The 18,482-nt window shown below is 45.3% G+C and carries 24 protein-coding genes and 1 rRNA gene; 2 read left to right on the top strand and 23 right to left on the bottom strand.

Annotation, left to right across the window (positions count from 1 at the left end; all coding sequences use genetic code 11):
- Positions 1–116, bottom strand: a 16S ribosomal RNA gene (locus tag M1K58_RS23160); the annotation flags it as partial.
- 620 nt (positions 117–736) lie between these two features.
- On the bottom strand, positions 737–1,648 hold the full coding sequence (locus tag M1K58_RS23155) for a nucleotidyltransferase-like protein (protein WP_256761260.1): 912 nt from the start codon (positions 1,646–1,648) through the stop codon (positions 737–739).
- A 182-nt stretch (positions 1,649–1,830) separates the two neighbouring features.
- On the opposite strand from M1K58_RS23155, the gene M1K58_RS23150 reads away from it, so the two are divergent.
- Positions 1,831–2,220: a YgzB family protein gene (locus tag M1K58_RS23150; protein WP_256761259.1), complete on the top strand. Its 390-nt coding sequence runs from the start codon at positions 1,831–1,833 to the stop codon at positions 2,218–2,220.
- Between the two features lie 67 nt (positions 2,221–2,287).
- Here the strand turns inward: M1K58_RS23150 and M1K58_RS23145 are convergent, their stop codons facing one another.
- From M1K58_RS23145 to gatC, 8 genes are all read right to left on the bottom strand, one after another.
- A complete protein-coding gene (locus M1K58_RS23145; protein ID WP_372339199.1) occupies positions 2,288–4,033 on the bottom strand; it encodes a glycosyl hydrolase family 18 protein in 1,746 nt (581 codons plus the stop codon).
- Positions 4,034–4,181: 148 nt separating this feature from the next.
- Positions 4,182–4,613, bottom strand: coding sequence for a Fur family transcriptional regulator (locus M1K58_RS23140; RefSeq protein ID WP_256761257.1), 432 nt, complete (start codon positions 4,611–4,613; stop codon positions 4,182–4,184).
- Positions 4,614–4,737: 124 nt separating this feature from the next.
- Positions 4,738–5,400, bottom strand: coding sequence for a DUF6677 family protein (locus tag M1K58_RS23135; protein WP_256761256.1), 663 nt, complete (start codon positions 5,398–5,400; stop codon positions 4,738–4,740).
- 18 nt (positions 5,401–5,418) lie between these two features.
- The gene (locus tag M1K58_RS23130; protein ID WP_256761255.1) at positions 5,419–6,123 is read right to left on the bottom strand and encodes an MgtC/SapB family protein; all 705 of its coding nucleotides are present in this window, start codon (positions 6,121–6,123) and stop codon (positions 5,419–5,421) included.
- Positions 6,124–6,237: 114 nt separating this feature from the next.
- A complete protein-coding gene (locus tag M1K58_RS23125; protein ID WP_256761254.1) occupies positions 6,238–6,708 on the bottom strand; it encodes a GNAT family N-acetyltransferase in 471 nt (156 codons plus the stop codon).
- 108 nt (positions 6,709–6,816) lie between these two features.
- Positions 6,817–8,250, bottom strand: coding sequence for an Asp-tRNA(Asn)/Glu-tRNA(Gln) amidotransferase subunit GatB (gatB, locus tag M1K58_RS23120; protein ID WP_256761253.1), 1,434 nt, complete (start codon positions 8,248–8,250; stop codon positions 6,817–6,819).
- A 12-nt stretch (positions 8,251–8,262) separates the two neighbouring features.
- The gene (gene gatA, locus M1K58_RS23115; protein WP_256761252.1) at positions 8,263–9,723 is read right to left on the bottom strand and encodes an Asp-tRNA(Asn)/Glu-tRNA(Gln) amidotransferase subunit GatA; all 1,461 of its coding nucleotides are present in this window, start codon (positions 9,721–9,723) and stop codon (positions 8,263–8,265) included.
- Positions 9,724–9,742: 19 nt separating this feature from the next.
- Entirely contained in the window at positions 9,743–10,030 is a 288-nt protein-coding gene (gatC, locus tag M1K58_RS23110) for an Asp-tRNA(Asn)/Glu-tRNA(Gln) amidotransferase subunit GatC (RefSeq protein ID WP_256761251.1), read from the bottom strand.
- Positions 10,031–10,179: 149 nt separating this feature from the next.
- Between gatC and M1K58_RS23105 the strand changes: the two genes are divergently transcribed.
- Positions 10,180–11,289, top strand: a complete 1,110-nt coding sequence (locus M1K58_RS23105) for an EAL domain-containing protein (RefSeq protein WP_256761250.1) — start codon at positions 10,180–10,182, stop codon at positions 11,287–11,289.
- Between the two features lie 106 nt (positions 11,290–11,395).
- On the opposite strand, the gene M1K58_RS23100 is transcribed toward M1K58_RS23105, so the two are convergent.
- From M1K58_RS23100 to M1K58_RS23040, 13 genes are all read right to left on the bottom strand, one after another.
- A complete protein-coding gene (locus M1K58_RS23100) occupies positions 11,396–11,779 on the bottom strand; it encodes an ATPase (RefSeq protein WP_256761249.1) in 384 nt (127 codons plus the stop codon).
- 98 nt (positions 11,780–11,877) lie between these two features.
- Positions 11,878–12,648, bottom strand: coding sequence for an ABC transporter permease (locus M1K58_RS23095; RefSeq protein WP_256761248.1), 771 nt, complete (start codon positions 12,646–12,648; stop codon positions 11,878–11,880).
- Positions 12,645–13,559, bottom strand: a complete 915-nt coding sequence (locus tag M1K58_RS23090) for an ABC transporter ATP-binding protein (RefSeq protein WP_256761247.1) — start codon at positions 13,557–13,559, stop codon at positions 12,645–12,647. The genes M1K58_RS23095 and M1K58_RS23090 overlap by 4 nt, the downstream gene beginning before the upstream one ends.
- A gap of 2 nt (positions 13,560–13,561) precedes the next feature.
- A complete protein-coding gene (locus M1K58_RS23085; protein WP_256761246.1) occupies positions 13,562–13,756 on the bottom strand; it encodes a PLD nuclease N-terminal domain-containing protein in 195 nt (64 codons plus the stop codon).
- 12 nt (positions 13,757–13,768) lie between these two features.
- Complete coding sequence (locus M1K58_RS23080; protein WP_256761245.1) at positions 13,769–14,002, bottom strand: sigmaY antisigma factor component; 234 nt, start codon at positions 14,000–14,002, stop codon at positions 13,769–13,771.
- Positions 13,995–14,333: a YxlC family protein gene (locus M1K58_RS23075; protein WP_256761244.1), complete on the bottom strand. Its 339-nt coding sequence runs from the start codon at positions 14,331–14,333 to the stop codon at positions 13,995–13,997. The genes M1K58_RS23080 and M1K58_RS23075 overlap by 8 nt, the downstream gene beginning before the upstream one ends.
- Entirely contained in the window at positions 14,314–14,853 is a 540-nt protein-coding gene (sigY, locus tag M1K58_RS23070; RefSeq protein ID WP_256761243.1) for an RNA polymerase sigma factor SigY, read from the bottom strand. Before sigY ends, M1K58_RS23075 begins: the two co-directional genes overlap by 20 nt.
- Positions 14,854–15,015: 162 nt before the next feature.
- Complete coding sequence (locus M1K58_RS23065; protein WP_256761242.1) at positions 15,016–16,227, bottom strand: M24 family metallopeptidase; 1,212 nt, start codon at positions 16,225–16,227, stop codon at positions 15,016–15,018.
- 83 nt (positions 16,228–16,310) lie between these two features.
- Positions 16,311–16,793 carry a hypothetical protein gene (locus M1K58_RS23060; protein WP_256761241.1) on the bottom strand — a complete coding sequence of 161 codons (483 nt, stop codon included), beginning with the start codon at positions 16,791–16,793 and terminating at the stop codon, positions 16,311–16,313.
- 18 nt (positions 16,794–16,811) lie between these two features.
- A complete protein-coding gene (locus M1K58_RS23055) occupies positions 16,812–17,159 on the bottom strand; it encodes a hypothetical protein (RefSeq protein ID WP_256761240.1) in 348 nt (115 codons plus the stop codon).
- An 80-nt stretch (positions 17,160–17,239) separates the two neighbouring features.
- Complete coding sequence (locus M1K58_RS23050; RefSeq protein ID WP_256761239.1) at positions 17,240–17,386, bottom strand: hypothetical protein; 147 nt, start codon at positions 17,384–17,386, stop codon at positions 17,240–17,242.
- A 21-nt stretch (positions 17,387–17,407) separates the two neighbouring features.
- Complete coding sequence (locus tag M1K58_RS23045; protein WP_256761238.1) at positions 17,408–17,557, bottom strand: hypothetical protein; 150 nt, start codon at positions 17,555–17,557, stop codon at positions 17,408–17,410.
- Positions 17,558–17,572: 15 nt separating this feature from the next.
- Positions 17,573–18,466, bottom strand: a complete 894-nt coding sequence (locus M1K58_RS23040) for a hypothetical protein (RefSeq protein WP_256761237.1) — start codon at positions 18,464–18,466, stop codon at positions 17,573–17,575.
- Positions 18,467–18,482 lie beyond the last annotated feature (16 nt).

The raw sequence follows: 18,482 nt of genomic DNA, 5'->3' as shown, positions 1-18,482 counted from the left end.
TCACCCGTCCGCCACTAACCTCATCAGGAGCAAGCTCCATCAGAGATTCGTTCGACTTGCATGTATTAGGCACGCCGCCAGCGTTCGTCCTGAGCCAGGATCAAACTCTCCATAATAGTGAAGCCGAAGCTTCGTATTAAAGAGCCTTGAAGGCTCAATCTTTACAACTGGTTTGTCTTCCGACAGCCGAAGCCATCTTCCGACGTTTTGTTCGTTTTCTTACGCTCGATGTTCAGTTTTCAAAGAACAATTTGTGTTTCGTTTTGCGCTCGTTTGCGTTTCGTTTTTCTTGTCGTTCTCGCTAACGGCGACTTTTATAATATATCACAGTTCGTATCAGTAATGCAAGCTTTATTTTTAATTTCTTTTGCATTTCTTTTTTCTCACCGTGTCCGCGTCTTAAGTCTTTTTTAGCGGCGAGATATAATTTATCATAGAAAGATAGGCCACGTCAACAGTTTTTTCGACATTTTTTTAATTAACCTTTTTCGTGTTTGTCCAGACTGTTGATTCCCCTAATTGATAGGCTCCTTTTTCATAACGAACATCGTCAATCCTCTCGATCATTATGAGCAAGTTCATCCCTGGATTGATCTGATCCAGCATGTAATTCTCTATCACACAGTCCGATTAATTGCTTGCTTGAAAATGTCCCTTATATAGAAGCGAAATTTTGACTGATCGATTTTATCAAACATTAGCTTGATCCAATCATAAGCTTGAGCGTCATTGCCCCCTAAACATTTGCCACCGAAGTATACCCCAGCTCGAACCAATCACTATTCAAATGACCCGATGTTATAACTACCTCTCGTATACAGCCACGATTAACTAACTTCCTAAGAAGCACAGACAATTCTAATGAAAATCCGGATAAGTCAGGATGTGCTAATAATTCAGCTGGCGTCCAAGATTGTGTACGGCTTTCAATTAATCGAATAAGCAGCACACAAGAAGATTCCATTTTATTTAGAATCGTAAACTCACATGCTAGAAGCACAAGCTCAACCCGTTGTTCCAAAGTCTCTCCACTCGATGTTAATTCCTCTAACAGCTTATAGATTCCTGGATTAACGATGCGGATTTGTTCCCACACGGTTAAATCGGGATTCATCCCTTGCTCTACAAGGGCAATATGAGCCCAACAATGCAAACAAGATAATACATTTGAATATGCATCCAACACTTGACCATCTCTAAGATCCTGCTTGGCTTGTAAATAGGCGCGAACAAATTGCGAAAACTCGCTAAGAAGCTTCTGTTCTTGAATAAGCGGTGACCAATTTATCAATCTGTCGCGCAACTTCGTTAAAAAACCATCGTGGTCGATCAGAATGTCACCTTGAACTAGCCAGTAGATGATATTCCGATTAGGACTGCTAACTACCCATCCCTCCAGCATGCTCGGAGTCACTCTTCTGATCTGAATTCGCGTATCCTTCCAAATCCTATGCTCAGTATGATGTTGCGTATTGAGATTATTCGTTACAATAAGAACAAGGCTTTCCATTCCTTCTATTATGGATTGATACGTAAATGGATTTGCCACTAGAAGAAGACTGACCACCCCTTCCTCTTGGCTCAGTTGATCTAGATTAATTGAATTTTTATCGATTGGCGCCAATCCCGTCACTTCCTTAATTAGCATTCATCCCCTACAAGATTTCTCATGAGGTGGTTTGTCCACAAAATGTGAGCTATAATTAAATATAGGAGTATGGTCTAGTTCTACAACGTACACCCTGTTTCCTGCTAATTACCAAGAACAGAGTGAGCGACATGAATTGGCATTATCCATACCAGCGTTATTTTCAGATAGGAGACAATATAATGAAATGGAAAGCTAGCAAAATATCGACATTGCGTACCTGGGGTCTACTGCTTGTGCTCATCGGTATGGGAGTTATGGTGTTCGGAACAAGTGGCATACTTATGTTCGGAGAAGTCGGAAAAATCATTGCAGCAATCTTCATGGTACTTGGGATGCTCAGTTGTTTCGCCAGCATAGCTATTTATTTCTGGGTGGGGATGTTATCCACTAGTGCTCCCGTAATTGATTGTCCAGAATGTAGCAGAAGGACAAAGATGCTTGGAAAAACGGATCGCTGCATGTATTGTCATACGATCCTCACATTAGACCCTTCGATAGCGAATGATAAAGGTGCTGCAAACACCGAACCAAATCATACAAATGATACGCCTTTGCAAACACAACAATAGAATACAACAATAAAACCTCCGGAGAGCAAGCATCCGGAGGTTTTATTTGTCTTGAAGGGCTTTTATGTTATTGTCTGCTTTGCAACGCGGTATCCAAAGCTCCCCAAATATCATTCGTTTCAAATCCACGTTTCCAAGTCGCGACTCCTGCCAAGTTATATTTCTTCGCTAACTCAGCACGTGCTTTAATTGAAGTTGCGTCTTCGATCCATATTTTCTTAACCAGCTTCCCTTCGGTAAACTGTACGAAGTTCTGGCCATCTTCCTCCGAGAATACAGGTTTTAGCTTTTTATCTTTAATAAGTTGCGTAACAGAGCCCATCCCCATCGTCTTAGAGGATACTTTAACGCTATCTTGTCCATTTGGTTCCTCTGTCCAAATTCGAGTGTATAGAGGAATCCCCAGAATTAGCTTACTTGATGGAACCCCATCTTCCTCGAGAATCCGCTTTATGGAGCTCTCCACCCAAGGTAGAGAGGACACTGAGCCTGCTATAGGACTAGCTGCCCAATGCTCGTCATAAGCCATGACCATCATAAAGTCTACAACCGCACCTAATCGTTCCCTATCAATAAAAGCAGACCACATCTCGCTATTGGACTTAGGAGTCACATCTATCGACACGATCAGGTTCTGTTCATGCATGAGAGGTGTTAACTCTCTTACGAACTGTACTAAATTATCCTTATCTTTCGTATACACATTCTCAAAATCAATATTGATTCCTTGGAGCTTGAACGTTTTTGCGTAGGCTAGTATTTGTTGAATCATTGTAAAACGTGATTCGTAGGAAGCAAGTGCTGTATGAGTCCGATCTGGTTCAAAGCTATTACTAAACAGCCCCCACACTTGAAGCCCTCTTGATCTAGCCCAAGCAGAATACTCTGCACTCGCTTTACTGCGAACGTTACCTTTACCATCAATCAACTCAAACCAAGTTGGACTTACAACATTAACGCCCGTAAGATCACCAATCTTCTTGGTATCAGGATTAGCGGAATACACAGCTTCCCACGTGAGGTTAATTCGTTTTCCGCTCCCTTTCCATGCGACAAATGGCTCTTCCGTCTTCGCATCCGAAGGAATCGTTTCTACTGCAAGCAGGGAAACAGCACCCTTAGAAACATAGCCGATATGGCCTGCTTTGGATTGAACCTTATACCAACCCTCCGCCTCGCTCCACAGCTTCAAATCTGCTCCTGCAGGTAAATCTTCAATGATGGCAAAGGATTTCCCCGGCCCATCTCTGAGTTTAATTCCTTTAGAAGTCTTTTCCGGTACACCGGCATGCTGAATGGCTTCGCCCGGCATGAATAACGATACGATGCCCTCAGGCTTGCTAATATCCACCTTCACTCCGAACAACTCTTGAAATGGAGCAAGCGGCAAATACAAATCTCCCTCCATTTTCTTCGCTGCAAACCGCAAGGAAAATGGCTTCCGATTTAACGTAGCGTCCAGCTCACCTGTTTTAAAGTGAAGTATTTTCGTTTCCGTTGTTAAAATAATGGATTCTGTCGTTTCCTCATAGCGTACGCCATCACCCATCAATTGTTGGGCAATGGTCAATGGAATGAGCAGCCCCTCTTCCGTTCCTTGTGCATAAGCCTCTGTCCACTTTCCTTCAACCATTACAGGAAATGGATTCGAAGTATATTGCGGCTTAATATAAGAAGTGTTGGCAGAGTGAGCGGATTTCCACCAAATCGCGATAATTGCTGCTGTTACAAAAAGCAGTAAAAAGAAAATCCACTTTCCAGATCGTTTGCGCGAACGACGTGGTCCGTTTGTTTGATCGGTAGTCAAGTTCATTCACTCTCCGTTTCTGCATATCTGGATGCAGTGCTTGTCCTATTAAAAAGAACGAAACTGATAGACACAAGGTTGCTAATCTAGCTACTTAAAGAAAAAAGCACGCCAAGGTGATATCCCTGCGTGCTTTATGAAATCACCATTGATATTAAGAATGCATGCCTTTGCAAGTCGGACAAAGTCCATAAAGTTCCAATCGATGGCCGAACACGGTGAAACCCGTAGCCTCAGCTGCAGCCTGCTCCACATCCTTGACCGGTGGATGATCGAAATCGACAATCGTTCCGCACTTCGTGCAGGTCACATGATAATGATCTGACAAATCTGCGTCGAAACGACTAGAGTCATCTCCGTAGGTCAGCTCTCTAACTAAACCAGCATCGACGAATACCTTCAGATTGTTATAGACCGTGGCGATACTCAAGCTCGGATACTGCGGAGAAAGCGCACGAAAAATATCATCTGCCGTTGGGTGAATAATGGATTCCATAAGATAATTAAGAATTGCGTACCGTTGCGGAGTCATCCGGACACCGCCGGATTTGAGCTGGTCCACGGCATGCTCAACCCTGGTTTCCATGCTCTCACAGCCTTTCGTATAACATCTTTGACATCTGTGTATTAAAACACGTATAGCTTATTCTACGTTTCGTGTTCGAACATTGTCAATGGAAGATACATCCCTTAACTAGTCATTACACTTGTTAATTCCTTTTACTTCCGTGCCCACGCGATTCCCAGAACCATAATCCTACTCCAGCCCCAACAAGTACAACGGCGCCAAACATAGAACCGAAGGAATCGAATAGCCAATTCGTCCAATGGGTGCCGGACAACAAAATGATGACTATTCCCGCACCTGCAAGGAGCAATATGCCAATCGGAGGAGCACTACGAGTTAATCTCTCTTCTATGCTCGGTTTGGGCGTTTCATTCATCCAGCCCCTATGCATCCCTGTAGCAGCTGCACGATCATTCACAACGTCCGTACTTTGAATCGCATCAAACAAATTATAGAAATAGATAATAGGTATCAACAAACTTAGTAGGACTACGGACAATACGTTATCCGCATCCATAGAAACATACACGATTGCTGTAATATTAAGGGCAAGAAGGATCATAAGCACGATACCTTTAACCATCAATCCTAAATACATATGCCCGATTCCTGGAATTAGAAAAGCTAAAAAGCCAGCAATCCATTTTCTTCTTTTGGATACCCGTACATGTCCACCCATCGGATTTCCTGGAGGCACTCCGTATCCAGTCCATTGCTCCTGTTGCTGCACTCCCTCGCCCAAATCCGGGCTTGGTGGTAGTGGATACTCACTCCCGTTGCTCCAATCACCTGACCCTTTCATCATCCGATCCCTCCGACTCCATTATTCTGCTACAACGGATATTACTCCATCCAAATGATTAAACTCATCCGCAATTACCATCAGCTTCTCTCTATGAGGGAGGACGACAGTAATCATAATATGCTGATGCTTGATTTCAGTATCCCTATCCGCATCTTCGCTATCGACGAAACGAACTTTAACTAATTTGACCCCTTGCCGACTAAGCACGCTTTGTATATTTTCCATTTGAGTTTTATGACCATTCGTTATGAGATTAAATGTACATTCACTTCGATGGTTAAGATAACGTTTCTCGACGATGTTTAATCCCCACAAAATAAGGAGCACCATTACAGCTGACAGTACTGCAGGTAAATAAAATCCCGCCCCCACTGCAAGACCAACGGCCATAACGACCCAGATCGATGCTGCTGTCGTTAAACCTGTAATTGATTTACCCGTAAACAAAATCGTTCCCGCTCCGAGGAAGCCAACACCTGTAATCACCTGTGCCGCAAGACGAGCTGGATCTAACCGAACATTGGGTTCCCCAACAAAGTCGGCAAATCCGTACATCGAAAGAATCATGAGTAAGCAAGAACCTAGACATACCAAGGTATGTGTCCTTAACCCTGCTGCATGGTTTTTGCGCTCTCTTTCAAATCCGACCAATCCTCCAAGAAGAACGGAAAGAAGCAGTCTGATTACGAGATGCATGTCATTTATTACCCATGGATTGTCCATTAGCATCCCTTCCATTGATCAGTATGGTCATTGTATCATCCAAGATTTTATCCAGACAATGGTTTCCAGACGGGGACAAAACCTAGGCTGAAGTCGGAGTCCAATTATTCATGCTCATACTTTAACAGGAGCACGTTTCAGCTGCAACATCTCTATTCCAGGAATCGGCTTAAAAGTTTCATAACGAACAAAGCCGAAGCGTTCATACAGAATAATAGCGGGCATATTTCGCACTTCAGCAGTGACGGTCCAGAAGGTCGAAGGAGGTAGTTCCGATAATAGATGCTCCATCAAAGTACTTCCTATCCCTTGGCGCAAGCAGTCCGGATGTACCATGAGTCGACAGATTGTATAATATCCCGATTTTTCCCGTTCATAAGAAATAGCACCGATAAGCTCTCCATCTTGATTCCGGTATCCCCAGAACGATTCCCCGCAAGCCTGCAACGATTGGATCGTATCCTGAAGAGGAGGTAAATCGGCAACGCCGATCAATGCGGCTTCAATTCGATAAGCAGGATGCTGTAAAGCCCATACCTCTTCCGCGACTTCTTGTTGCCTGATATCTAATAAGATAACACCCATGAACAGCCACTCCTATTTCAGAGTTGAAATATGAATATATTATTCATCAACGGTACACAAAACGACAAACCCGCTATTCAGCGAATTTGCCGTTCTTCATTACTGTTTCTATGCGTTCAATCGTTCAATTAACATTTTGTTAACCATGCCTGGGTTTGCTTTCCCCTTGGTTTCCTTCATAATCTGACCAACAAGGAATCCAATTGCTTTTTCCTTACCATTCCGGAAATCTTCAACAGATTGCGGATTAGCGGCAATGATTGCATCGACAATAGACAAAATGGCGCCTTCGTCACTGATCTGCACTAACCCTTGCTCTTCAACGATTTGCTGTGGAGATTTCCCCGTTTCAACTAAACCCTTGAACACTGTTTTGGCAATTTTGGAGCTGATCGTACCCTTCTCGATCAATTGGATCATTTCACCTAAGCCTTGACCCGTAATCTTGACTTCTTCGAGCTCGAGGTTGTTAGCATTTAGATAGCCAAGTAGTTCACCCATAATCCAGTTCGCAGATGCCTTCGCATCGCTCGTGTGCTTAAGACTCTCCTCAAAGAAATCAGAAAGCTTCATCGAAGCCGTTAAAACACCCGCATCATAGGAGGATAAACCGAATTGCTGAATATAACGTGCTTGTCGTGCATCAGGAAGCTCTGGAATCGACGCTTTAACACGTGACTTCCATTCCGCATCAATGTGTAGACGAACCAAGTCTGGATCAGGGAAGTAACGATAATCATGTGCCTCTTCCTTGCTGCGCATGCTAATCGTTTTTCCTTGATTCTCATCCCAGCGCCGCGTTTCCTGCACAACAGTTCCTCCGCCATCCAGTACATCAGCCTGACGAAGCTCCTCATACTCAAGACCACGCTGAACACCACGGAAGGAGTTCATGTTTTTCAGTTCCGCACGAGTTCCTAGCTTCTCTTGACCAAAAGGACGAATACTAATATTCGCATCGCAACGAAGACTACCTTCCTCCATCTTCACATCGGAAACATCGCAATATTGCATAATTGCTCTTAATTTCTCCAAGTATGCTTTTGCTTCTTCCGGAGAACTGATATCGGGCTCCGACACAATTTCCACAAGTGGTGTTCCTACACGGTTTAAGTCAACTAAAGAGCCGAAGCCTCCGTCGATATGCGTCAGCTTACCTGCATCTTCCTCTAAGTGAAGACGAGTAATGCCGATACGTTTCGTTTTTCCATTCACTTCGATGTCGATCCAGCCATTCTCACCGATCGGTTGATCGAACTGGGAGATTTGATAGGCTTTAGGAGAATCGGGGTAAAAATAGTTTTTGCGGTCAAATTTGCACCATTCCGCAATTTCACAATTGATGGCCATAGCTGCCTTCATTGCATATTCTACCGCCTGACGATTCAAGACGGGTAGAACACCCGGATGGCCTAAGCATACCGGGCAAGTGTGTGTATTAGGCGGCGCGCCGAAAGAAGTTGAGCAACCACAGAAAATTTTAGATTTCGTATGTAGCTCGACGTGTACCTCAAGGCCGACGACCGTTTCATATTTGGACATGTTGTGCTCCTCCTAAGACAGTGCCGGACGCAGGTTATGGAACCCGGTTTGGCTTTCGAATGCGTGCGCTGCTCTTAATACCGTCCGTTCATCAAATGGTTTACCGATAATTTGTAGTCCAACCGGCATTCCATCCGCTAAACCGCAAGGTACACTGATTGCAGGCACTCCCGCTAAGCTAACGGGGATGGTACAAATATCGTTGAGATACATCGTGAGAGGATCTCCGACTTGCTCACCGAGTTTGAATGCTGTAGTTGGCGCTGTTGGCCCAATGATCAAATCAAATTTCTCAAACACTTGATCGAAATCTTGCTTAATAAGTGTACGAACCTGCTGAGCCTTTTTATAATAAGCGTCATAATAGCCTGAGCTAAGCGCATAAGTACCTAACATGATCCTACGTTTGACTTCTGCTCCGAATCCTTCGCTACGGGAGCGACGATACAGATCCATTAAGTTTGAAGGATCTTCTGCACGCACACCGTAACGTACACCATCAAAGCGAGCAAGGTTCGAGGATGCTTCCGATGACGCCAGTAAATAATAAGTTGCAATCGCATATTCCGTATGCGGAAGGGATACTTCTTCCCATACTGCACCCATCGACTCCAACACTTTTAACGCTTCAAGTACACGTTCCTTCACTTGAGGGTCAATGCCTTGTCCTAAATATTCTTTAGGAACACCAATACGCAAGCCTTTGACATCCCCAGTTAAGGCTGACAAATAGTCAGGAATTTCTACATTAGCTGAAGTGGTATCACGCTCATCATGCCCTGCGATAGCTTGTAAAACATAGGCTGAATCCTCAACGTTCTTCGTGATCGGCCCAATCTGATCAAGCGACGAAGCAAACGCGACCAGCCCAAATCGGGAAACAAGTCCATATGTTGGCTTCAATCCAACAACTCCGCAATAAGCGGCAGGCTGACGAATGGAACCGCCTGTATCGGAACCCAGCGTAAAATACACCTGACCTGCAGCAACTGCTGCTGCCGAGCCACCGCTTGAACCGCCAGGAACGCGTTCTAGATCCCATGGGTTGCGTACAGGATGATACGCGGAGTTCTCATTAGATCCACCCATTGCGAACTCATCCATATTAAGCTTACCGATCGTAATCGATTGAGCAGCACGAAGCTTCGTTACGACAGCAGCGTCATAGATAGGATCATGGTTGTCCAAAAACTTACTTCCGCACGTTGTCCGCAAGCCTTCTGTTACGATGTTATCTTTAATTCCTGCTGGAATCCCGAACAATAATCCCTGTTCTCCTCCAGCAGCAAGCTGTGCGTCCAACGCTTGCGCTTCCTTACGGGCTTCCGCTTCATTCAAGGTAAGGAACGCACCAATCTTATCGTCCGTATCGGAAATCCGTTGGATGGAATGCTCCACCAGCTCGGAAACAGATAGTTGCTTATTTTGAAGACGATTATGTATTTCAGCTAGTTTTAAATCGAAAACAGACATTCTATGCCCCTCCTAATCTTTATTCCAGAACCGCAGGCACTTTGAACTGCCCATCTTCTTCTTCCGGAGCGTTGAGAAGTACTTTCTCAATCGGCCAAGAAGGCTTCACTATATCTTCTCTCATGACATTGGCGAGAGGCAGTACATGACTGGTAGGCGTAATGCCGTCCGTATCCAGTTGATTTAATTTCTCGGCATATTTAAGAATCGCGTTTAATTGTCCAGCGAATTGTTCCTTCTCCACTTCAGAAAGCTCAAGTCGCGCCAAATTCGCAACATGCTCAACATCTTTGATCGTAATGCTCATGCTTGTATAACCCTCCTTAGTTCCCCATAATAACTCATTCTTTTCATTATATCGGACAAACTAAGGGAACTCAATGATTCAAAGAAGCTTGGTTTCGTCTTGATAAGGGTAAAATAATACAAATGCTGTCACGGTTAGGAGAGAAAAAGATGCCCCGTTACCATAGCGCTTTGTTTTCCGTCCCCTTAAGGGATGCCGGTCTCGTAGAATTTGCTGCAGATGATCTAGGTACTCTCAGCGTTATACGTGACGTTATCGTTGAATGCTCGCACTCTGATAAATTTCCAGCTGAGGAACGTTCAGATCAGGAGCTTACTCTACGTTATGAGGACCAAAAGCGGCTACTTCACCTCCTGAGCAAGCTTCAGCATAAGCTGCAGCCTAAGCATGCCCAAGGTGCACAATGCCGAATTTCTTATCATGATGATGATGTTGGTGAAGGTGACGTTAAGCAAGCTAATACAGCTATAGATAATAACGAACGAGGCTGGATTCCTCTATCTGAGCTATTTGGCGAAGTTGGCGGAAGAAGTGTGTCCGATTATATATTGCACCGTATGTTTACGACTTACCTACAGCCGATCGTGCAACCAAGCGGTGACATTGTAGGCTACGAATTTTTGCTGCGGCCGCTGCCTGAGCAGGTCCCTTTTCGACCAAAGGAGCTTTTCGCAACCGCTAGAAAAATCGGCCAACACTCCTTCTTGGATCGAGCTGCTCGACATTCGGCGATCCGAATGAGTGCTTCTCATCTTCAATCAGGAATGAAAAGATTCATTAATTTCCTACCTTCGTCTTTACATCATCCCACTACCTGCCTTAGAGACACCTTCGATATGATGAGGATGACAGATACAGACCCGACGGATTACGTGTTTGAAGTGATGGAGTCTGAGCCGCTTGATGATCCTCGATTAATAGATGTTTTCGATACTTACCGCAGTGAAGGCGTGCGACTTGCACTCGATGACGTAGGAACAGGATTTGCGACACTGGATGTGGTCGATCGTCTCCAACCTGATTATGTGAAAATAGATCGCAGGTGGATCAGTCAGTGTGAAAATAATCCTGTCAAACAACGCTACATCGATGATCTCATAGCTCGAGTTTCCCAATTCAATGGTGTCCTCCTAGCAGAAGGTGTGGAGCGGCATGAGGAATGGGACTACCTTAGAAAAGCTGGCGTATCCTTATTCCAAGGCTATTTATTCGGGCATGCCAAGCCTGTTCCCACTCCTATTGCTGCGTCTGCCTTGTAGGATCAAAGTCCAATAAAAAACAGGGCTGTCTTAGAAGGTCTGAAAAGACCTTCAGAGACAACCCCATTTTTTTAGCGAGCTACTAGCGCTATAGCATCACGATCTCTTAGATCCAAGCTTTCAAATTGACTTGGCGGATGAAGTCCTCGCGACTAAGCACTTCTTTGCTTGTCTCTTCTACAGGCGGCTCTTCTTCTTGTCCAGCATTCATGATGTTTTTGAAGAGCTCCTCATTACGAGTAACCAAGGCAAAGTCGATAAGCGCCTCTCTCTCTATGCGTTCCACTTCAAGTTCTAGCAATAGTTCCTCTAATTCAATATCTTCACAAGGCACATAGAACTGCCTATTTGCTTTCGGTACACGAATAATATAATCAAATGCGCTATCATTATTACGATCATAGGCAATAACGTACCCATATTCACCCACAGGCAAATTTTGCTCAAATCGGTCATCCACGATGATGATTTTCTCCCCAAGCTTCAGCATACCGATTCTCCCCTTCCCTCTACATCAGGTAATATTACTATCCTACTAAAAAACGATCACCCTAGCAAATTTTGACGAAAGGGAACTGTTGGAGAGAACTATCCTTTCATTTTTCTTAGACCTCTTACAGAGACAAGCATAAGCGCCGCTACGAACATAATCGTAACGAATATCGACCCGACCCATGGGGGAGATTCCCCAATCGTTAATGTGGACATCGCAGCTGCGTTAAGTCCAGAAGGTAGCCATGATAGCTTATCCTCAAATAGTCCGAGGAGAAGCTGCAATACAGTCGAACTACCAAGAGCAACAAAAGCTGCTGCAGCAGGTGAACGTAGCCATGCACTAGCCGTTATAGTGACCGTACATATAAACATAAGCCAACAAAAATATAAGATTGCGGATATTAAAACTGCCTGGGTGTCCGGAGGACCGATTAACAAATAGGTGTAGTACCACGCACCACCAAAGCCTAAACCGAAAGAAAATCCCACAATAAAGCATTGAACGACCCATTTGGATGCCACATAAGCAAACAAAGAAACAGGCTTTACAAGAACCCATGCTGCCGTGCCATTACGCCTTTCAGCGGATATCGTCCCCATGAAAGCAAGACAGATCGCCAACAAGCCAACCGTACCGAATTGACTTAAAGTTTGAGCGATCACTTCACCTGGCTTAGGGATTGGGATTTGAATGATCGTTCCCTCGGGTAAATTTCCTGCAGATGCTAAGATGTCAGGCATGAACTTCGCGGTTAACGGTTGGGCTAATCCGAGCAAGAGGAAGACCGCTGGAAGCCAAATGAATTTACCCGAACGGAGTGCTTCTCTCCATTCTTTATGAAGTAAGATGTTAAATCCAATCATGCTTGCTGCACCGCCTCTACGAACCATTGCTCCAGAGATGTTCGACTAACCTCAAAGGCTAGGAGCTTCACCCCTTCGTTTAGAGCACTTCGGAGTACTTTCTCCCTTACCGAATCTATTTTATCTGTATGAATATGGAAATCGAATTTCCCGCCATCTATTTTTAGAATTCCTGGAATCCGATTCAATCCTTCGACCCATAGGCTTGAAGCTTCGTTCTCCTCCACAGCAACTCTCAGGAAAGGTTGTCCTGCTGATCTACGTAATTCGTCCATTTGTCCCTGCATCACAACCTGACCTCGATTCATGAGAATCAGTTCATCGCATACTTGCTCTGCATCATGAAGCACATGGGTGGAAAGCACGATCGTCATCTCGCGCTTCCAAGCATCCAGCATCGTCAATACGTCACGCCTGCCGATGGGATCCAAAGCGGACACAGGCTCATCTAACAACAGCAAACGAGGACGATGAATGACAGCCTGCGCCAAGCCTAGACGTTGCTTCATTCCTCCGGAATAGCCAGACACGCGGCGATTAGCTGCTTCTACTAAACCAGCAGTTTCAAGCAGCTCTTCGCTGCGCTTCGCGGCTTCCTTGGCTGTCAATCCGCATAGTCTCCCCGCAGTAATCATCGTTTCACGTCCCGTCATCCATCCGAAAAATGCAGGATGCTGCGGGAGAAACCCCATCCAGTGTCGTCGATCTGTGGATAATCCAGCTTGCATGACGAGCTTACCTGACGTAGGCTCCAACAAACCAGCGAGAATGGAGAGTGTAGTCGTTTTTCCCGCTCCATTAGGCCCCAACAAAGCGATACAACGCTGCTCACCTATTGCGAAGCTCGCCTTGCTTAGAGCTTCAGTGTTGCCGTAGCTTCGGGATAAGCCTTCAGCCGTAATGAGATTCATTATTAGCTCTCCCTTCTGCCTACTGCAAAGAATAGAATGGACCCTACGATATTAAGGAAAACGATGACCAGAGCCCATATCCACTTTTTCCCGCGAACCGATTTGGCGCGGTACAAGTAAGTCAGGGCAGTCACCATCAATATGATTTGAATCATGATTACCGGAAGTAACAGCATGATCAGCTGCGATTTATCCATCCCATATCCCTCCTACTTCTTATCTATTTCAATCGCTTTAAGTCGACGTTTACGTTTCTTCCACCATTGCAGCAACATATACGTGAGAGTTGGAGACGGAAACTGCGTCAATCCCCACAAGCCCCAGAGCCATGCCTTTCCTCCTCTACGCTTGGCGTGGAGGAACAGTCCCGTGCTTTGCATTAGCAACAGAAGCCCAAGTAACGACCAAAACCACCAGCTTACCTTCAAGGTTTCTTCAGTCATATTGGGTTTCTCCTTTGTCCGGATAACCTCTCAGCTCCACAATGAGCAAGGGTATTCCAGCTATGACAAATAACCCCTGCAGTATCCAAAACCATGTGGATAGACCGGAAGCAAGCAAAATAAATCCCACGATAAGCGGAACCGCAACCACCCAGAATAAAATGACCTCTCGCCATAATCGCCGCTTCAAATGTCTTCGCTGTTCTTGAACGAGAGATTCCCATACATCCAGCGTTGCAGGTGAGACCGTATAAGTACCCTCAAGCTTCTCCCAGGTTTGCTGCAACTCCATAACTAATCTATTGTCGTTCTCATGATCGGTCGGATTCATCTTCACTCCACTCCTCTCGAATTTTGCGGATACTATAATAGACTCTAGATTTGACAGTGCCTGGTGGCAACGACATCATTTCCCCAATCTCCTCATAGGTGTAACCGTAATAATGCTTAAGAACAAGTGGCATTCGCTCTTCATTAGATAACTTCTCTAAGCTATCAAGTAGTTCAGTCCATCTGGTGCCACGCGCTTCCGTCTCCCACTGTAAGGAGGACAATCGAGCTTCTTCCTGCAAAGTTCTCTTCTGTTCCCTTTTGCGTTTCCGAACAGCATCGAGAAACAACCTTGTGCCGATCGTGATGAGCCATGAGGAGAATTTAGAGCTTCCATCGTATCTGTCGATCTTCTCAATCGCCCGGATCATCGTCTCTTGTGTCATGTCCTCAGCAAGGGAGCGATCCATCGTTACCTTCAGCAAGTAGTGAAATACGAGTCCGTAGTGCTCCCGAAGCAATGAGGCTAGCTCGGCTTGCGATAGCCGCCCGAAGCGGGAGATTTCATTGTCATTTGACATAGTGCGCTACTCCCGCCCCTCTCCTAGTTTGTTGTTTCGATAGTGTACCAATTGCTAGTTATACGTTTCCCAATCCCGAATCGTTCAAACCTAAAAAACAAAATCACCGAAAACCATTTTAGGGTTTCCGGTGATCGATAAATCTCAGCTTATCCTATTATCCTATTGTTGCTTATAGATCTTCTCAGGTGAAGCCGATAATACCCTGCACCCTGTTTCGGTAATTAGATAAGTATTCTCTAGTCCCACAACACCAAGTCCCGGAAATGTAAATTTAGGTTCCACTGCTAGCGTCATTCCCGATTCAAGCGGTTCTTGGAAGCCTCTAGCCAATACAGGCCATTCATCAATTTCAAGTCCAATCCCATGACCGAGAAATTTCACTTGATCACGACCAAAGCCCATGAAGTGACCGGCCAGCCCTGCTGCTTCCGCCATCTCCAATGCGTTGACGTATAATTGCTCAGGAGTTATTCCTGGACGAAGCAGCTTCTCGCTACTCCTCATGATCGCTTCGGCTGCTTGATAGGCAGCTTTCAGCTCCGGCTTGAGTTCACCAATCACAGCTGTACGAGTCTGATCGATCGTATATCCGTCAATACAGCAGCCAATATCAATGAGGATAGGCTCATTCCTACCTATCGGACGAAGACTCACGCTTTGCGGGGCTGATGGGGATAACCCACGACCGCCTGCAGGACCATCGAAATAAGTAGGCTCCGCGGCAGCATCCCCTGCTGCGACTACCCCTGTCATAATTTCTTGATTGTACCCGCGCATCCTCATTAATCCGATATGGCCACGAATTCGCATCGCCTTCTCGATAATTGATAGGAGCTCAAGCTCCGTCATTCCCTCCCGAAGGCAGGAAATTCCCTCCTCAAGTGCGGCAGCAGCAACTTCAGCTGCTCTAGAAATACATCCGATTTCATAACCGGACTTCACACTCCGAACATTTCTAAGAAGTGAAGAAGCATCCGTTAACTTCGCTAAAGGTATCGCTTCGGCTAGCCTAATATACAATTGAGCTGGCATCACATCTAGGTCAGTACCAATCTGTATTTGCTGGCCATCAAATTCTGAAAATAATGTCGGATAATCCGACCGCAATTGAATACCGAATGTACGTAGTGAACCCATTTCAACTGTACGTACCTTGGACTCACTAAGCGCTCTAACAAAGCTTCTTCTAACATAATAAGTAGGCTCCCCCTCGACAGGGATAAACAAATATCCCGTCTGCATGGAGCCGGTAAAATAATAGATTCCGACATTTTGTGATACCAGACAGCCCTTTAATCCAGTTTCCGCTAATCTACTTTGCATTCTGGATTGGCGGTTTATCCATTCCGCTTGCGCTGGAACATTATGCATTCCTTCGTCGCCCCTTCAAGGTCCTTCTTCTCGTTATATTAGAGCAAAGAAGGGGCATATCGTCAACTAAGGAGTCGAATGACTCAATACACTAATTCCGCAGAGCCTTTTAAATCCCATTCTACGGGATCCAGCACTCCGAATAGTCGCGGATACTTCACGTGGGCGATCAATATGACTCCCGGCCTGTCTAATGTGACTTCATAATTGTAGAGAGAGTTTCGGTAGGTGTACGGAAACTCTACTTCCTCATTCACGATGTCAAATGCCAGCACCTCAACCGCATCTCGCAGAAAGGTTCCAGGCTGCGGATTTAATTCAGCATCTAAAGCCAAATTCCCCTGTAGATAATGCAGAGCCACTCCTTCCGCCAGCCCTGAATCTATTGATACAATTCCCATTTCCAGCTTCTCTCGGTCTAGCTGCTGAGCGGCTGCATGAGCAGCACGGTCCACGGCCCGCTTAGCCTCGTGGACCGTCCCCATTGCTACCTCCTCATCAATCTGCAGAGCATGGAGCATCCACCAAATGACAATCATAAGCACGCTAAACACTAGCTTTGCCATACAAATGTGTACTCCTTATTATCTACTAGGAACATACTCGCTCATCTTCATTCCTCTACCGGAAATCGTTGCATCTTCTGAAGGAGGTGCTAATCCAATCAATCGATCGATATTAAGCAAATTCTCGTAGGGATACGAAATATGAAGTCGAATACCTGTACCTCTAGGTAAAGGAACCGTAGCATTATCTCCTTCTGCACCCGAAGTGGAAGTCACTTCGTATTGAAGCAAATGAGCAGAAAATCCATACCCAGCTAATCTTGAACGAGACTCCACAATCATTGCCTCATCAATATACCCATATGTGCCGCTTGCACCGATCTCTAGCATATAATCAGCCTCTTGTTGAAGTAAGGCTTGTCGCATGACCAGCACATGCTTGTAAAAGGGAGAAAACATGAGCCAGCAAAACAACGAGGCAAACAACACGAACACGAGCAGCTGCTTCAAGGGCTAATCCGGGAGATATGATCTGCCATTCGTCCACCTGAGGCTTTGATCTGTTCTCTTGTCCCCTCATCACCTTGCGTGATTGAAGTATACAGCAGCACCACTGTAACGATTAGTAACATAGTCATGAGAAGCTGTCTCATCCAATTCCTTCCCCTTCACTATTAGGGTAGTAGGTTTCCAAGCGTCGTATTTGCTGTGTTCCCCTGCGTTTCAATTCGCGCCTGAGTTCCAGTATTATCTTGAGCAATGACTGTATTAAACAATAGAGCAACAACAATTAGCATCATGACAGTAATTAATATATTTCTCATCGTAACGCCTCCTTTCTACGGATTAATTGCATCAAATAGCCTAGAAGCTTCTTGAACCCAAGGATAAAGAAAGATTTGAAAAGTATATAAAATAGGAATTCCCGCAAGCACAAACAATAAGTAGGAGGTCGTCTCTTTGCGACTATCCTTGGATAGCTCGATTTGGGCCTTGTAATCTCGTACAACTTCCCGCAGCATATCGTATATTTCTTGGGTTTCGTTCAGTCGTAGGGTGCGCATGCTTTCCGCGAAGCCATATGCCTCATCCGTTCCGAGCCGCTCCTTAAAGCGTTTCAGCGCAGAATCGGCATCATGGTACCATTCATTAAGCAGCAGCCCCATCTCTCCTCGAATGTACCGGGTTAGGACCAGACATTTCATTAGCTTGCCATGAAGATGCAATCTAGAACCCGTATAATAGAGGAGCTGGCTACTAACAGCGACGATCTCACGGCGAATTCGATCTACCCGATAGCGACGTATGGATTGAAGCCACATTCGGTCGCATGCTGTCAATCCTATGAGGATTGAGAGTATGAAGATAATATTCCAACTCAGCAATACGGGGAGTAGCCGTTGGTCCTGAAAGACATAAATCATTCCACCCATACACGGAATCAAAAATAACAAACTTCGACGATAAGCTAGATAAGCCTCCGGCGAATATCGAATACCGCAACCTGCAAGCAGCATCCTCCTCTCCTGTAGACTGACGCTCTCCCGATCGGTTCTCCATAGCTTAAGCCACCAACGTGGCGTCTGATGCTCATGCCATCCCCGTAAGTGGATTCTCCAGCGATTACGGGGAACGAATGAAAATCTTAAAATAACGGAAATACCGACAAATAGGAGTGCGAACTGTATAAGCCCACCTAACCCCATAATTAGAGTCTGCATAGTTCCCGTCACAATCGTTCCCCCTCCT

Origin of the sequence: Cohnella sp. WQ 127256 (genome assembly GCF_024519285.1) — a bacterium.
Taxonomy (GTDB): Bacteria; Bacillota; Bacilli; order Paenibacillales; family Paenibacillaceae; genus Cohnella.
The sequence above is the reverse complement of the archived record's forward strand: the minus strand, read 5'-3'. Positions and strand labels throughout refer to the sequence as shown.

Coding starts and splice junctions, on each gene's coding strand:
- M1K58_RS23130 (WP_256761255.1), bottom strand. CDS start 6,123: ATGGACAATCCATGGGTAATAAATGACATGCATCTCGTAATCAGACTG.
- M1K58_RS23045 (WP_256761238.1), bottom strand. CDS start 17,557: ATGAGAAATATATTAATTACTGTCATGATGCTAATTGTTGTTGCTCTA.
- M1K58_RS23085 (WP_256761246.1), bottom strand. CDS start 13,756: ATGGATAAATCGCAGCTGATCATGCTGTTACTTCCGGTAATCATGATT.
- M1K58_RS23155 (WP_256761260.1), bottom strand. CDS start 1,648: ATGCTAATTAAGGAAGTGACGGGATTGGCGCCAATCGATAAAAATTCA.
- M1K58_RS23125 (WP_256761254.1), bottom strand. CDS start 6,708: ATGGGTGTTATCTTATTAGATATCAGGCAACAAGAAGTCGCGGAAGAG.
- M1K58_RS23055 (WP_256761240.1), bottom strand. CDS start 17,159: ATGCGACAAGCCTTACTTCAACAAGAGGCTGATTATATGCTAGAGATC.
- M1K58_RS23135 (WP_256761256.1), bottom strand. CDS start 5,400: ATGATGAAAGGGTCAGGTGATTGGAGCAACGGGAGTGAGTATCCACTA.
- M1K58_RS23105 (WP_256761250.1), top strand. CDS start 10,180: ATGCCCCGTTACCATAGCGCTTTGTTTTCCGTCCCCTTAAGGGATGCC.
- M1K58_RS23150 (WP_256761259.1), top strand. CDS start 1,831: ATGAAATGGAAAGCTAGCAAAATATCGACATTGCGTACCTGGGGTCTA.
- M1K58_RS23080 (WP_256761245.1), bottom strand. CDS start 14,002: ATGACTGAAGAAACCTTGAAGGTAAGCTGGTGGTTTTGGTCGTTACTT.
- M1K58_RS23100 (WP_256761249.1), bottom strand. CDS start 11,779: ATGCTGAAGCTTGGGGAGAAAATCATCATCGTGGATGACCGATTTGAG.
- M1K58_RS23060 (WP_256761241.1), bottom strand. CDS start 16,793: ATGGCAAAGCTAGTGTTTAGCGTGCTTATGATTGTCATTTGGTGGATG.
- gatA (WP_256761252.1), bottom strand. CDS start 9,723: ATGTCTGTTTTCGATTTAAAACTAGCTGAAATACATAATCGTCTTCAA.
- M1K58_RS23075 (WP_256761244.1), bottom strand. CDS start 14,333: ATGAATCCGACCGATCATGAGAACGACAATAGATTAGTTATGGAGTTG.
- M1K58_RS23145 (WP_372339199.1), bottom strand. CDS start 4,033: ATGAACTTGACTACCGATCAAACAAACGGACCACGTCGTTCGCGCAAA.
- M1K58_RS23095 (WP_256761248.1), bottom strand. CDS start 12,648: ATGATTGGATTTAACATCTTACTTCATAAAGAATGGAGAGAAGCACTC.
- gatB (WP_256761253.1), bottom strand. CDS start 8,250: ATGTCCAAATATGAAACGGTCGTCGGCCTTGAGGTACACGTCGAGCTA.
- M1K58_RS23050 (WP_256761239.1), bottom strand. CDS start 17,386: ATGAGACAGCTTCTCATGACTATGTTACTAATCGTTACAGTGGTGCTG.
- M1K58_RS23090 (WP_256761247.1), bottom strand. CDS start 13,559: ATGAATCTCATTACGGCTGAAGGCTTATCCCGAAGCTACGGCAACACT.
- gatC (WP_256761251.1), bottom strand. CDS start 10,030: ATGAGCATTACGATCAAAGATGTTGAGCATGTTGCGAATTTGGCGCGA.
- M1K58_RS23065 (WP_256761242.1), bottom strand. CDS start 16,227: ATGCATAATGTTCCAGCGCAAGCGGAATGGATAAACCGCCAATCCAGA.
- M1K58_RS23140 (WP_256761257.1), bottom strand. CDS start 4,613: ATGGAAACCAGGGTTGAGCATGCCGTGGACCAGCTCAAATCCGGCGGT.
- sigY (WP_256761243.1), bottom strand. CDS start 14,853: ATGTCAAATGACAATGAAATCTCCCGCTTCGGGCGGCTATCGCAAGCC.